This window comes from Anaerotignum sp. MB30-C6 (genome assembly GCF_030908465.1).
Lineage (GTDB): Bacteria > Bacillota > Clostridia > Lachnospirales > Anaerotignaceae > Chakrabartyella.
The window spans coordinates 1,303,826-1,318,943 of record NZ_CP133078.1; the positions used below are offsets into that span (position 1 = coordinate 1,303,826).

15 protein-coding genes and 1 pseudogene are annotated in these 15,118 nt (G+C 38.5%); 15 read left to right on the forward strand and 1 reads right to left on the reverse strand.

Annotated elements, in window-relative coordinates; genetic code table 11:
- The first annotated feature begins 1 nt into the window (after position 1).
- The 15 genes from RBQ60_RS06620 to RBQ60_RS06690 all read left to right on the forward strand — a co-directional run bounded on the left by RBQ60_RS06620 (position 2) and on the right by RBQ60_RS06690 (position 14,006).
- A complete protein-coding gene (locus RBQ60_RS06620) occupies positions 2-559 on the forward strand; it encodes a YodL domain-containing protein (protein WP_307885782.1) in 558 nt (185 codons plus the stop codon).
- Between the two features lie 48 nt (positions 560-607).
- Positions 608-949 (forward strand): SpoVG family protein, encoded by a 342-nt coding sequence (locus tag RBQ60_RS06625; protein ID WP_307885783.1) that lies wholly within the window; start codon positions 608-610, stop codon positions 947-949.
- Between the two features lie 74 nt (positions 950-1,023).
- Positions 1,024-1,218, forward strand: a complete 195-nt coding sequence (locus RBQ60_RS06630; protein ID WP_307885982.1) for a DUF6133 family protein — start codon at positions 1,024-1,026, stop codon at positions 1,216-1,218.
- Positions 1,219-1,230: 12 nt separating this feature from the next.
- Positions 1,231-4,938, forward strand: coding sequence for an S-layer homology domain-containing protein (locus RBQ60_RS06635; protein WP_307885784.1), 3,708 nt, complete (start codon positions 1,231-1,233; stop codon positions 4,936-4,938).
- 11 nt (positions 4,939-4,949) lie between these two features.
- Positions 4,950-5,396, forward strand: a complete 447-nt coding sequence (locus RBQ60_RS06640; RefSeq protein WP_307885785.1) for a prepilin peptidase — start codon at positions 4,950-4,952, stop codon at positions 5,394-5,396.
- A complete protein-coding gene (gene cpaB / locus RBQ60_RS06645; protein ID WP_307885786.1) occupies positions 5,393-6,169 on the forward strand; it encodes a Flp pilus assembly protein CpaB in 777 nt (258 codons plus the stop codon). Before RBQ60_RS06640 ends, cpaB begins: the two co-directional genes overlap by 4 nt.
- Positions 6,169-6,978: an AAA family ATPase gene (locus tag RBQ60_RS06650; RefSeq protein WP_307885787.1), complete on the forward strand. Its 810-nt coding sequence runs from the start codon at positions 6,169-6,171 to the stop codon at positions 6,976-6,978. The genes cpaB and RBQ60_RS06650 overlap by 1 nt, the downstream gene beginning before the upstream one ends.
- Before the next feature lie 104 nt (positions 6,979-7,082).
- Complete coding sequence (locus RBQ60_RS06655; RefSeq protein ID WP_334307452.1) at positions 7,083-8,489, forward strand: CpaF/VirB11 family protein; 1,407 nt, start codon at positions 7,083-7,085, stop codon at positions 8,487-8,489.
- Positions 8,486-9,415, forward strand: a complete 930-nt coding sequence (locus RBQ60_RS06660; RefSeq protein ID WP_307885788.1) for a type II secretion system F family protein — start codon at positions 8,486-8,488, stop codon at positions 9,413-9,415. Before RBQ60_RS06655 ends, RBQ60_RS06660 begins: the two co-directional genes overlap by 4 nt.
- A gap of 8 nt (positions 9,416-9,423) precedes the next feature.
- Positions 9,424-10,296, forward strand: coding sequence for a secretion protein F (locus RBQ60_RS06665; RefSeq protein WP_307885789.1), 873 nt, complete (start codon positions 9,424-9,426; stop codon positions 10,294-10,296).
- A gap of 23 nt (positions 10,297-10,319) precedes the next feature.
- On the forward strand, positions 10,320-10,715 hold the full coding sequence (locus RBQ60_RS06670) for a DUF4320 family protein (RefSeq protein ID WP_307885984.1): 396 nt from the start codon (positions 10,320-10,322) through the stop codon (positions 10,713-10,715).
- On the forward strand, positions 10,715-11,263 hold the full coding sequence (locus tag RBQ60_RS06675; protein ID WP_307885985.1) for a hypothetical protein: 549 nt from the start codon (positions 10,715-10,717) through the stop codon (positions 11,261-11,263). The genes RBQ60_RS06670 and RBQ60_RS06675 overlap by 1 nt, the downstream gene beginning before the upstream one ends.
- A gap of 97 nt (positions 11,264-11,360) precedes the next feature.
- Positions 11,361-11,891 (forward strand): DUF6550 family protein, encoded by a 531-nt coding sequence (locus tag RBQ60_RS06680; RefSeq protein ID WP_307885790.1) that lies wholly within the window; start codon positions 11,361-11,363, stop codon positions 11,889-11,891.
- A gap of 62 nt (positions 11,892-11,953) precedes the next feature.
- A complete protein-coding gene (locus tag RBQ60_RS06685; protein WP_307885791.1) occupies positions 11,954-13,642 on the forward strand; it encodes a hypothetical protein in 1,689 nt (562 codons plus the stop codon).
- A gap of 22 nt (positions 13,643-13,664) precedes the next feature.
- Entirely contained in the window at positions 13,665-14,006 is a 342-nt protein-coding gene (locus tag RBQ60_RS06690) for a DUF3852 domain-containing protein (protein ID WP_307885792.1), read from the forward strand.
- 114 nt (positions 14,007-14,120) lie between these two features.
- Here RBQ60_RS06690 and RBQ60_RS15420 read toward each other — a convergent pair.
- Positions 14,121-14,742: pseudogene (locus RBQ60_RS15420) on the reverse strand (GyrI-like domain-containing protein).
- Positions 14,743-15,118: the final 376 nt, after the last annotated feature.

Genomic DNA, 15,118 nt, shown 5'->3' on the forward strand with positions numbered 1-15,118 from the left:
TATGGATCGTATTAAACTCAAAAACCGCTGTATTTATTACTATGGCAGCCCTGCGGGATATGTAAAGGACGGCAAAGCTTCAGTAGATACCCTGTTTGACTGCGAGGAGGTGAAAGCATGGTGCGAAAAAAGAAATTATGAAATCAATGTTATGGAGGGCATCTTTGATAAGCTTTCCAGAGGCGAAAAGATTGCTGAGTTAAATAAAGATTACAAGCCACTTAAAAAAGTCCGAATTTGGCAGTTAAATTCTGATTCGGATTTTTCTATGCGTTTTATCTCATTGGAGGAATTTGAAAAAAAGTTCGGTGAGCCGACCGCTGATCATTACAGAGCTGTATTTGATGGCGTACTTGATACAAACGATTTGGAATCTATTTATACCATATGCAACCTAAGTCATCCAATAGGCTACAATGGGCATTCTCTTTCCATGTCTGATGTAGTGGAGCTTTATGATGATACAAGCAGTAGTTTTTACTATGTAGACAGGTTTGGATTTAAAAAAATAGGCTTTATGAAACCAAAATTACAACAAGAAAAAGGAATGCAGATGTAAAAACTGTATTCCTTTTTCTTATGGCTAAAAAACAGGAGGAACAAGAATATGAAAGAAAACAACGCACTTCACTATGATGTGAAAATTGGAAGTATTAAACCAGAGGGTGCACTTAAAGCGATTGCATCGGTAAATATTAACGGTGCTTTTGCTGTACGTGGTATTCGGTTGATTGAAGGCAGTAAAGGACTGTTTGTTGCTATGCCAAGCCAAAAAAATCAAAAGGGAGAGTACCAAGATATATGCTTTCCAATTACTGCGGATGCTCGAAAAGCACTGCAAAATGCTGTAATTGAAGAATATAACCAATTTCTTACTCAGGGGCAGAAACAGAAAGAAGAGCAATCAGTAGATCAGGAGCAAAATTCTGCTCCAACAATGACAATGTAAATTAGGAGGATTCTATTATGAAGAAAATTATTCGTTTTGCAAACGAAAAGATGGATAAGGCGAAAGCATATTTTATGGTTCAGACAATGAAAATGAAAGCATCCACTTCAAATAACAGCGGTGAAAATTATGTGGACAGTGCAGTGAAAATCTTGATTGCAGTTGTACTTGGCGGACTTCTTCTTGCAGGACTGTATGCTTTATTTGGAGATGTTGTAATGCCGACACTGAAAAGCAAAATTCAAGAAATGTTTAATTACGGAGGTTAACGGAGGGATAATATGAATCAGAAATTTAAAAGGACTTCTTCTTTACTGCTCATTCTCTGCCTTATTGTTTCAATGTTTGCAGAAAGTGCCTATGCCATGCATTTATACTTTGAGGATGCGAAAGGTCACTGGGCAGAAGAAGCAATTCAAAAATTGACAGAACAAGGTATTGTCACAGGTTTTCCAGATGGTCTTTGCCATCCCGATGAAACTATTACCCGTGGAGAGTTTACTGCACTTCTTGCAAGAACGTTAAAGATATCTGAGGATAAGGAATATCCAGCCTCTTCGTTTACGGATATTCAAAATCATTGGTCTGAAGATAATATTTTATTCCTTGTAAGCAAGGACATTATTGAAGAATCTGATTACAAGAATCATCTATTTAAACCCGATGAAGCTATCACAAGAATGGAAATTGTAAAGATGCTGGTTCGTGCATTAGGTACGAACTGCCACAGCGAAGATTGTACTTGTAATCTTGATTTTACAGACATTCAGCTTTTGAACAAGGAGGATAAGCTGTATCTTTGCATTGGTGAAAAGTATTACATTATCCATGGCTACCCTGATAAAACAGTAAAGCCAAAGGATACAGCTACCCGTGCGGAAGCCTTTCAAATGCTTATGAAAGAAGAAAAAGCAAAAGATCAGATAAAAAAAGAGGAACAAAATCTGCCTGTTGTAAAACCGGATGAAAAGCCTTCCCATGGAAGCAGCAGTGGCGGCAGTTCCTCCTATGTTCCGGAACCACAGTTTAGCTTTACACTTCCAAAAACAATGTGTGTAGGAGAATCCATTACCATTGTACCGCAAAGCAAATATGTAAATTCTGTCGCTTGGTCTGCCAGCAAGAATGATCTCCCTGTTGAATTTTCCAAAGCCTTTGAAGGTGATCTGAAGGCTGACGGAGGTACGATTAAAGCAAAAGATACAGGTATTTATGCTATTACAGCAGCAGCTGAAAACAGCCGTGGCACAGAAATTACATGTAAACAGTTTGTATCCGTTTACCCTGTTATAAAGGCAGATTTTACTTTGCCGAATACAGCGCATACCGATACAAGTATTGCAGTAGATTTAAAAGCTGAAAATCTTGGCAGTAACTCTGTTGTATGGACTCTTACGAAAGATGGTAAATCTGCAGAAATAGCAGATTCCCTTGTAGGCGAGATTGGAAATTCTGGTGGAACGGTGCAATTTAGAGAGAAAGGTAATTACACTTTAACCGCCGCTGTTACTGATGAAATCGGAAAGGTTGTGACTGTTTCTCATGAAATCATGGTCTATCCTGTAGCTGAGGTAAAACTAAACTTACCAAATGTTACACATACCGATAAAACAATTATTCTTGCGACAGAGATTAAAAACAATGATGATTTGTCACCATCATGGAGCCTTACAAAAGACGGAAAAGAAGTTGAGATTGCAAAATATATCAAAGGAAATCTTACTTTGAGTGACAGCGAAATTGGTTTCACAGAAAAAGGTGTCTATCAGCTGACGATTACATTAACCGATAAAGCAGGCAGAAAATTCACCGATACCGTAAAAGTTATGGTATATCCCGTAGGTTCAGTAGGATTTTATCTTCCGACTATTCTGCATACTGATGATACGGTTAAGGCGGAGACCACTTTAGGAGAAATCGGGGATAAAACTGCCATATGGACACTCTCAAAAGATGGACAGAAAGTTGCTCTAGCTGATTGTATCAGTGGCAGCTTGACAAATGATGGCGGCAATATCCGTTTTAAAGAAAAAGGAAATTATGTTTTAACAGCCTCGTTTACTGATGACGGCGGCAGAAGTTATTCCTATGAGCAAAATGTAAAGGTATACCCTGTGCCTACTGTAACTTATTTGGTGCCGAAGTATGCCCATACCGATACGGAGATTGAGATTACGGTAACCAGTACAGATTTAGATGTTCTTACCTTGGAGTGGCTTGTAGACAATACCTTTGGCTATCAAGATTGGAACACTTTTGTCAATGGAAAACTTAATAATAACGGTGGTTCAATCTATTTCAAGAGAGCAGGCATTTATGAACTTGTGTGTCGAGTTACCGATGAAACAGGCAGAGTATTTTTATTTGAACCAAAGAAAACAACAGAGGTTCTACCTGTTCTTGCAATTGGATTTGAACTGCCGAATGCGGCCTATACCGATACAGAAATAGATCTTCGCACAAGTGGTCATAACAATACACTTCCTGTGGAATGGGCAGTAACGAAAAACGGTGAAAAGAAATCTCTTGAAACGGTTCTTGACGGTAACCTCAATGCTCTTGGTGGTAAGGTAAGATTTAAAGAATATGGAGAGTTTGTTTTAACCGTAGACATGACAGATTTTCTTGGAAGAAAGTATTCCCACAGTGAAAGCATTACGATTCTGCCTGTATTGGATTTTGGCTTTATCATGCCAAATGAAATTCATTATGGCATGGAGTTCGATGTAAAAGTCAACAAATCCGAACATATCCAAAACGCAAAGGTTACTTGGATGCTTAGCAAAAACGGTGCTCCTGTAAGTTATACCGGAGTGCTGACAGATGAGGGCGGCTCAATCTCGATTTCCGATACAGGTGAATTTGCTCTTACTTCTGTTGCAACCGACCGTTTGGGAAGAGAAAGCAGATGCACACAGAAAATTACCGTAACCAATACGGCTCCCCAAATTTTTGAGTTTACAGTAACCCCAACAAGAACTGCAAAAGATGGTAAGTTTCTTGTAAACATCTCTGCCACAGCAAGCGATCAAGATGGAGATGATACCGTGCTTGAATGGCAAGGCAAAAATGCAGACGGTTACTATGCGGTAGGAGCATATACGGTTAAGGTTCGTGCAAAGGATACAGCGGGGACTTATTCCCAATGGGTAGAAAAGTCATTTACAGTTGAAAACTCAGCACCTGCTATCACAAACTTTACAGTAACCCCAACAAGAACTGCAAAAGATGGTAAATTTCTTGTAAACATCTCTGCCACGGCAAGCGATCAAGATGGAGATGATACCGTGCTTGAATGGCAAGGTAAAAATGCAGACGGCTACTATGCGGTAGGAACATATATTGTTAAAGTTCGTGCAAGGGATACCGCAGGGGCTTATTCCGAATGGGTAGAAAAGTCATTTACAGTTGCAAACTCAGCACCTACAAGGCCTGTCATTACCAGAACGCCAAATGGTAACAGTGTAGCACCGGGGACACCCGTTACTATCACAGCTCAAAGCACTGACCCCGATGGAGATACCATTACCTATGTATGGGAGAACAGACCGAGCGAAACAAGTACTTATTCTCTAGGAAAAAATGTAGTCCGAGTAAAAGCGGTTGACAGCACTGGTGCTGAATCTCCATGGTCAGCCATTGTATTCTTTGTGGCTGATTCAAACGGCTCAGGTGGAATGACATTAACAGGACCTGACTCTACTATCTTGGAAAACGGGATTGAGGGTGCAACCATCACCAAATACACGTTTACTGTTCCACCTGTCAGTGGGCATAGTGGCAATGACTTTGGTAGAGTAAAAGGATACAACATCCTAACAAAGCAGTGGGAACAGCTTGATTACGGAACTACAAGCAATGGCATCACCTTTGAACGTAGTTTAACAAGCGGAATATATTCCAAACTGGAGTTCTACTACTATACCAATCACAATTGCATGTACAACAAATCAAACATAACATACAGCGTAGAATATTTCTTCGAATAATGGAGGTTTTTGTGTCATTTCAGTACATTATACAAGCTATACTATTTAGCATTTTGCTTATAATCATTTCCGTTATTGATGTCAGAAATAGAGAAATCCCACCTATTTATTGTGTGGCGGTTGCACTTTGTTCGGTGCTTGATTTTAAGGTGGCAAATCTGTTGGGATTAGGTATTGCTCTTATTTTATGGGTATGTGCAGCGTTCATATGTCCCAATATGCTTGGCGGCGGTGACATTAAACTCACCGCCGCTGTAAGTCTTGTTCTTGGATTTACAGCCACGGCTTACGGAATCATTATTGGCTTTACACTGGAGCTCATTTGTTTTTCAGTGATAAAGCATCAAAAGAAGCTATCAGAGCAAGAGGCAAAGAATTACTCCATGCCCCTTGCTCCTTTTTTATCCATTGGTTTTTTAACCACATATTTTATAAACTTGGGAGGACTTAGTATATGAAGATTTTTAAAAACAGAACAACACTTGGCATTCTCTGCATTGTAATATCTTTGCTTATCTGCTTTGGAATTACACCGCTTTTCAATAAAACAATCAGTCAGAAGACAGAAATTGTGAGAGTTGCAAAGGAAATCAAGTTGGGCGATAAAATAACAAAGAATATGGTGCAGACTGTGGAAGTAGGTAGATATAACCTGTCCGAAAATGTTATTAAAAACAAAGATACAGTTATTGGCGCGTTTGCAACAGCTGATTTATCTGTTGGTGATTATATCTTAAACACAAAGATATCCAAAACACCCGAACAAGATAATGCATATCTATATCGATTAAATGGTGAGAAACAGGCAATTTCGCTGACACTTAAAACCTTTGCAAGCGGTCTTTCGGGCAAACTTCGAAGCGGAGATATTGTTTCGGTGATTGCACCCGATTATAGAAAACAAGGGATGACCGTTATTCCGCCCGAACTGAAATATGTGGAAGTAATTTCGGTTACTGCACCAAGTGGTTACGATGCTAATACAGGAGAGGTCATTGAAAATGAAGATGAACGAGAACTCCCTACCACTGTTACACTTCTTGCTACAGCAGAACAAAGTAATATCTTAGCAGAACTTGAGGCAGACGGAAAAAGCCATGTTTCTCTTGTTTATCGCGGGGATTCAAAACAAGCACAAAAGTTTATTTCTATCCAAGAAGAAGTGCTCAATAAACTTTATCATTCAGAGATCAGCACAGAGTCTACGCAAGAAAATGAGGTGGTGCAGTAATGAATTTTATGAAAAGCTCCATTTTTTCACGAGGGCAAGTGCAGAAAGTGCCAAAAGAACAGGCATTGCATGGCGGTGTTCTTGCCGTTTGGGGTAGCCCTTCAAGCGGTAAAACAACTGTTGCTGTAAAGATTGCAAAATACCTTGCAGATAAAAAGAAAAATGTAGTATTGGTTCTTTGTGATACGACTGCACCTATGCTCCCCTGTATCTGCCCACCCTCAGATTTGGAATGCGAAAAATCACTGGGAAGCATCTTAGCCGCACAGCACGTTACCGAGTCACTGGTGAAGTACCATATGATTACCCATAAGAAGATGGACTACCTCACCATTCTTGGCATGCTAAAGGGAGAAAACGAATATTCCTATGCATCATATAATGAAACACAGGCAAAAGAACTCATTGCAAGTCTTAGAAAAATCGCTCCCTTTGTCATAATTGACTGTGGAAGTTATATTGCAAGTGATATTCTTTCTGCTATTGCCTTGCTGAATTGTGATTCTATGTTAAGACTTGCAAATTGTGATTTAAAATCCATCAGTTATTTATCCAGTCAACTATCTATTTTGCAAACTACAGGACTTGACTTTGAGAAACAGTATAAATGTGCGTCAAATGTGAAATCCAATCATGGTATCGAACATATGGCTGGTACGATGGGAAGTCTTATTTTTCAAATTCCACATTCCGATGAGGTGGAACAGCAGTACTTGGAGGGCAATCTTTTTGCAGATTTGACTTTAAAAGACAGCCGAGAATTTCGCAAAGAAATTGAAAAAATAGTAAAGGAGGTGTTCGGGTGTTGAAGAAGATTCTAAACTCCTTTTTTAAAAGGAAAGAGAAAAGTTCTAAGAATGATGCTTATGAAGAAGACAATAAAACTGCCTCGATATGTAATAGAGCAAATGACCTGCTTGCAGTACCAAATGAAATAACAATTCCTGTGGAGCTGGGTGTAAAAAAGAACACTCACTCTTTATTTTTTTCTCAAGAGTGCGAGTATAGGGATTTTTCACAAGTGCTAAAACAGGTGCAGGAGTATATATCGGAAAATTATGCCAACCTCATAACCGACAGTAATTTAGAAGATGCCAAAGAACAGATGAAAAGATATATCGGCAAGTTTGTTATGGATGAAAAAATTGCGGTTAATGGAATGAATGAAAATGAGTTAATTGATGCTCTCTACACTGAAATGGCGGAGTATGGCTTTTTAACAAAATACATCTTCGGAAATAACATTGAAGAAATAGATATCAACTCTTGGCAGGATATTGAGGTACAGTATTCTGACGGCAGAACGGTAAAACTTGATGAGCATTTTGACTCACCGGAACACGCTGTCAATGTGGTTCGGAGAATGCTCCATGTATCGGGAATGGTTTTGGATAATGCAAGCCCTGCAGTTCTTGGACACCTTTCAAAAAATATTCGTATTGCCGCCTTAAAGACACCTCTTGTGGATGAAGATGTTGGCATTGCGGCATCCATTCGTATTGTAAATCCACAGAGTATGGAAAAAGAGGATTTTGTACAAGGTGGAACGGCTACTGATGAAATGCTGAATATGCTGTCACAGCTTGTTCGATATGGTATTTCCGTTTGTATTGCAGGGGCAACCTCAAGCGGTAAAACCACAGTGCTTGGATGGCTGTTGACAACAATCCCAAACGGAAAACGTATTTATACCATTGAAAACGGCTCAAGAGAGCTTGATCTAACACGATATGAAAATGGTAAAGCTTTGAATTCGGTCATCCACACGATTACAAGAGATAGTGACAATGATAAGCAGAAAATTGACCAAATCACACTTCTTGATATGGCACTTCGTTTTAATCCTGATATTGCAGTAATCGGAGAAATGCGAGGTTCCGAAGCCAATGCGGGTCAAGAAGCGGCAAGAACAGGAATTGCTGTCATAACAACTCTTCATGCAAATTCAGCTGCTGCGGTTTATCCAAGAATGGTATCCCTTTGCAAGCGTGCGGTGGATATGGATGATAAGACATTATACGGATATGTAACAGAGGCGTACCCAATCGTGGTATTCTGTAAACAGCTTGAAAACAAGCAAAGACGCATGATGGAGATTATGGAATGTGAAATTATGTCCGATGGAACAAGGTATTTTCGCAGCTTATATCAGTATATTGTTACAGAAAATGAAATTGATAAAAACGGTAATTTTATCATTGAAGGACACCATAAACGAATACAGTGTATTTCCGACAGCTTAGCAAAACGACTGCTGGAAAACGGTATGCCTCTTGAAATGATTAACAGCTTACAGAAAGCTGAGGTGAGCGACAATTGAATATGATTTTATTAACTGCCTGTATCGGAATGATAACAGGTTTTTTTATTTTATTTTCTCTATCTCTTTCGGAGTTTACAGATGAAGTTTTCAAATCTTTTTTAAACGGTCCAAAAAGCCTAAAGGATGAAATTAATGAAATAACGGATAGAAAAAAGGTTGGTTTCTTTAAGCGAGAGATAAAAGAGGTACAGGAAATTTTAAAAATAACTGGTAGAGCAGGCCGTTTTCCAATGCTTTGTATGATTTCACTTGCTTTGCTTGCAGTTGGAACATCCATAGCAATTATGATGGGCAATTTCTTCCTTTTGCCGGTTCTTTCAGTAGGAATGATGCTTTTGCCGTTTTGGTACGTTCGACTCACTCAAACTCATTTTAAAAAGGATATTGCCGCAGAACTTGAAACAGCACTGTCTATCATTACCACCTCATATCTAAGAAATGAGGACATTTTGACAGCAGTGGAGGAAAATATGAACTACTTTAATCCGCCTGTGCATTCCGTATTCAAAGGATTTGTTTATCGAATTAAGATGATTAATCCCGATATTAATACAGGACTGCAAAGCATAAGAAAGCAGATAGATAACGCTGTCCTTCGAGAATGGTGCGATGCGTTGATTGCTTGTCAGCATGACAGAAGTCTTAAAAGCACATTGACACCAATTGTATCAAAACTTTCAGATATGCGAGTAGTTAACGGTGAACTTGAAAATTTGGTATTTGAGCCGAGAAAAGAGTTTATAACGATGCAGATGTTGGTGCTTTGCAATATTCCTCTGCTGTATTTTCTAAACAAGGACTGGTATCACACTCTAATGCACACAATCCCAGGACAGATTGTGCTTGCGGTTTGTTTTATCATCATGTTTGTATCTATGGCATTTGTGATTAAGCTTACACAACCCGTTGAGTACAGGAGGTGAAAAGTTATATGCAAATTTTAATGATACTTTTTGCTGTTTTCTTTGCAATGGGATTATTCTTTATCCTTGCAGATTTTCTGAAACTCCCAACCTTAGCCGCAGAAAAAGCAATGCTTTCTGCTGTTAAAGAAAATAGTCAAAAAACTAAAAATATAGAAGTTCTGCTTAACGGATTTGCAGTAAGGATTGCAAGATATCTGCCCATAGATGAGTACAAGAAAATACGTATGAGAAATACCTTAAATGCCGCAGGAATGAAAGAAACTCCCGAAGAATTTATCGCAAACGCACTTGTAAAATCAGGTGCCACTGCCCTTGGAATTATTCCTGCGCTTATTATTTTTCCTCTGCTTGCTCCTATAATTATAATTCTTGCAATAATTGTTTATTTTAAAGAAATCCGCAGGGCTGATGAAAAGCTAAATGCAAAGAGAGAAAAAATCGAAATAGAACTTCCAAGGTTTGTGGCAACTGTTACACAGGAGCTAAAGGCAAGCCGTGATGTGCTTTCAATCCTTGAAAACTTTAAGAAAAATGCAGGTGCAGATTTTGCTAAAGAGTTGGATATTGTAACCGCAGACATGAGGTCATCGTCTTATGAGGCGGCACTTACTAGGTTTGAGGCAAGGATTAATTCAACAATGCTGTCGGATATTACGCGTGGACTAATTGGAGTACTGCGTGGTGATGATGGTGCGATGTATTTTCAAATGCTGAGCCATGATATGAAACAGCTGGAATTGCAAAGGCTGAAAGCACAGGCGATGAAGATACCTTCAAAAATCCGTATATTTAGCTTTTTGATGCTCATGTGTTTCCTAATGACTTATATCGTCATTATTATTTCTGAAATCATTCATTCACTCAGTGCAATGTTATAAGGGAGGTGCTTTTTATGCAGAAAATGCTGAAATCTCTCCGGAACAATCGTGGTGAGGGATACATTGATGTAGTTGTGCTTGTTCTCTGCGCAATGCTCATAATTGCAGTTGCGGTTAATGTATTCCCTGCCTATATTGCCAAACAGCAGGTTGATACTTTTGCGACAGAACTTATTCGTGAAGCAGAAATTGCAGGTCGGGTAGGCACAGAAACGGCAACACGAGAGCAAGTTCTTATTGAAAAAACAGGGCTTCATCCAGAGGTTAACTGGTCAACAACAGGTAAAATACAGCTTAACGAAGAAGTTTCTGTTGTAGTCACCTATGAAATGGATATCGGGTTGTTTGGTGGTTTTGGTTCATTCCCTGTTACACTTCGAGGTGAAGCGATGGGTAAAAGTGAGGTGTATTGGAAGTGATGAAAAAACAAATAAAACCATTACAAAACAATCATGGCAGCGGTTATCCTTTAGCTGTTGCCATTACGCTTTGTCTTGTAATGATTTTTACAGGCATATCTGAATATTTTCGCCTTTTAATCGTTGCACAGGGAGTTCGTGATGCCTTGCAAGATGCAGTCATTTCTACAGTTACGGAGAATTATGATGATGTGTATCACGGAGTTAGAGAAGGATATTCGGGCGGATATCAGCCAAACCTTGATGACTTTGAAGAGTCCATTGATTATGGCGATATTTATGATAAAATGGATACAATACTTGGTTTAACAGTAGAAAATGACTATCACAAAAAAATCACAGAGGATAAGAATAATACTCAGTTTAAAATTTGGAATCTTGATGTGGATATACAAAATGCACCATTTGCAAGTGGTGATCAAAGAAACCAAAGATTTAAAATAAACAGTTCTGTGAACTTAGAAGTCCCTGTATCCTTTGGCGGAAAATTGCTGCCGCCGATGCATATCAAGGTAGAAAACAGTGCGGGATATACACCTAAATTTTAACTTTACAATCACTTTTAAATCTTTAGTAGACTTTTAAAAAACCTTGTGATACGGTTTGACTAAATAAAAGAATTTATATATAAGGAGGCAGCGGTTTATGAAAAACATAAATGATAAAACCAAAAAATGGCTCATTATAACAGGCGGTATTGTAATAAGTATTGCGTTGATTGTTATGATAGGAGTAAAATTTCAGAAACCTCCTGTAAAGGATGTCGACATTTCCTCTCAAAGCAGTGAGGTTCAAGATGTAGTGACAAAAACACCCACTACTTCAGAAAACGAAGATGAAATTAAGGTGCCTTCTATTGACGTTACACAGCAGACGGAAAAGGATAACGGAGCAGTAGATAAAGGTACAGAACAGAAAATTCAAGGAGATGCTGAAAAGCCTACATATACGGAAGAACAGCTTGCAAATCCAAATCAAAAGCCAAATGGCGTTAAGGTAACAGCAGAAGATAAGCCCGTTGAACATGATAAAGTGGAAAAACCAACTGCACCATCACAAAATACATCTGGTGGGTTACCTGGCTTCGATAATGTACCCAATGGCGGTGAAAATAATGGTGAGTATGTAGATGGTGACGGAGATATCAATAAGCAAGTAGGAAATATGGGAGAGTAAAATATAATCAAGGTTAGTGCACTGCAAAAGCAGTGCATTTTTTCTTTGGGAAAGGAGCCTTAATGAAAAAGCGATTAACAACAATATGCATTTCTCTAATCATTGTCTGCTGTTATTCAGTATCTGTTTTTGCTGTTGGGGATGGAAATATTGATGGTGGAGGTGGAGAAATGGGAAATGGCACAAGCAACAATATATGGTCAGTGGGAATGGATGGTGTACGTGTAACAGTAGTCAGAGCAAGTGATCATGCTGTAGTTACAACTCCCATTGATTTAACAAATAAAAAACCGTCATCCGAAATTTATCATTTTGGAAAGATTAGCAAACTACAGTACAACAATGGTAGAGGGCTATCTCCTGTACAGGGAGGGTATAGTTTTAAAAACCCTGCACAAGCAATGCCAAGAATAGTTAGTACCAGTGGTAGAAGTAATATTGATGCTATAAAAAAATATTTCTGCTCAGAATATATAATTAAAAGAATTGCAGAAATAACAGGCATGAACTACGATGTGCTAATTGGTGGAGAGTATAAATTACTGCTTGAACCAATAGCTTATTACAAGTTTGAAGGTGTTATGATTGCAACCACTGCAACTGAGGCGGCCATGTATGATGAAAAAGTAAGCGGATTACTGCGAAAAAGGATGGTTTCGTTATCTCACAAAAACCTACCGCTTGCTATGTTTTTGGAAGTATCTGACTTAGGATATCCAGCATGGAAAGGCAGTACAACCAAAGCGGCATCCAATGCAGATATTAAATCTTCGCTTGGACTTGGAGTTGTGCGTTTTACAGAACAGACTGAGCCGCCTGTTGTTTCAACAGATGACTATGAATACCGAGTAAACACAGAGGTCATCACCTCCGTTATGATCAGCGGCGGGCAGTCTGACCCAGACAATCCCACTCGTGTCAGTTTTCATATTAACGGTAAAACCTATAATGTTGGCAATATATATTATCCCGAAGGTGACAGTCAGCTTGCATGGGTAAAATGGACTACTCCAGACACAGAACAGAATATGAACATAGATGTAACTGTAAAAGGTCCGGGAGGAACTGATAAAACAACTATTCATTGCAAAATTGTTGACCTTAATAAAAATCCGTCACCAAACCCTGTCGCTGATGATAGAAATGATGACTTTTCATTATCACCTATTCCTCAAAGAGCAGAAAAAACAAGGGCAGAATGGACTGTTTGGGATCCATGGTGGCATGAATATTGGGTATGGCATAGTACAGGTGAAAATAGTGGATATTGGTGCGACCATGGATGGTGGGAGTTTAATCTTAACAAATATTATGCTGTCTTTTCAGCAGACATGAAGTTACTTTGCGACGGTAAGAATCCAACTGCAAATGGCAGGACAATGAAGTCTGGATATGGTGTTAATCAACAAGTATTTGCTTCGGTAAGCAGCAACCAATTCTCGGCAGTGACCAACCCACAAAATGCAGTAAGCTACTTTCCGGAATTTCATTACAACACCTACTGGCGGCTATTGGAACAAGTTCAGAATGGAAGTAATTCTCGTTTTGAGTTTCAAAAAAATAAGTATTCTACCTATAAAAACCGAACTCACTTTACACCTATTTGGATACCAAACGGAAAATATGAAGTGAACACATGGGTGATAGACAGCTGGACCCCCGTAGGAATGATGTCTAAAAATCTTAATGACAGTTTATTGATTCATGGTTCGCTTTGGGATGACTGGCACGTTGCTCCGTTAAAACCATAGAAAAGAAAGGTAGATGATATATATGATTAAATATAAGAAAATTGCATTTATTCTTATAGCAGCCCTGCTTATTTGTCTGTTATTCAGTACTTCTGTTTTTGCAGCCGGCACAGGTGATGTAGCCGGAGCGATTGAAGGAACATGGAAAGATGCATCAAGTCAGATTAAAACGGTAGTCAACAAGGTGGTTTTCCCAGCTATTGATTTGATTCTTGCGGTGTTCTTCTTTGCCAAATTAGGTCTTGCTTATTTTGATTATCGGAAACATGGTCAATTTGAGTGGGCGGCACCGGCAATCCTTTTTGCGTGTTTGGTGTTTACCTTAACAGCACCGCTTTATATATGGACGATACTCGGGATGTGATGGTGAAAATAGAAAGAGGGCAACCAAGCCAATGTGATGGCGAGGTTGCCCACACTTTCGTGGTTATCAAGATTAGCTTTAGCTTAGCCATTTTAGGCTTTCTAAGGTGTTTGCTCATTTGATTGGGTGACGAATTACTGTTTTTATTTTAGAAATGTCTGCTTTACGAGGGTCACTTAAATATATTTCATGATGTAACCTTTCAGATGTTATATCAATGGAATAACCGTTTTCAATGGCGAACTTCTCCATTTGTAATACTGTTGCAGGTTCATCATCATAAGATCCGATATGCATACATTGAACACATAACCCCTCATCATAAGAAAAAAATTCTACATTAGAAAAATCCTCTTTTTTCTTTTTAGTAGCAGTTGCTATTGCCCATTCAAAATCTTTTTCAGTTATAAAATCAGGTAATCGAATAACCGAAATCCAGTTAAATGTGTCTTTATTGGCATAATTCACACATTCTATGCCAGCTTGCCACCCCCTCAAGAGGAGGCACAACATACTCAAAGAATCCGTCAATTTTGTAATCGCCTTTATAACTCATTTTTAGAGTATAAGCAATACCATATAAAAGTCCAACTGCAACTTGATATTCTCCATTTTTATCATTAGGATTTCCTTTACCACGTACTGCAATATAGGTCATCTTAGGAACATTGATTATGGAAGGTTTGTTTTTGGGCATATAAAATTCTTTGTATTCCTTTTTGAAATCAAAAGCCATTTTATTATCCTTTCTTTTTACTTAGTTAACAATATTATATCTGACAATGCCATCGTATCAAATTAAAGTTGACAACAGTATGTCATATTATATATATTTACTCAGCGAGCGTTCAAATTCCGCACTACCACTTCGAAAATATTTTGTTGGGTAGTATATATAGAAAAGTTTATCATATTAAAGTAAGAGCTTTAACTTTCAAATTATTAACAATAGAAAGGATAAGCTTTTAAGTTACTCCTTATGAACAATGTAAAGAGGTTGCTATCATGAATTCACCATTCATTTGCAACGATACTCTGGCAGATACTCACTTAAGGCCGATAAAAAGAAATGGCACCCAAAATAGGATGCCGCTTTCCGGATGTGCCGCTGT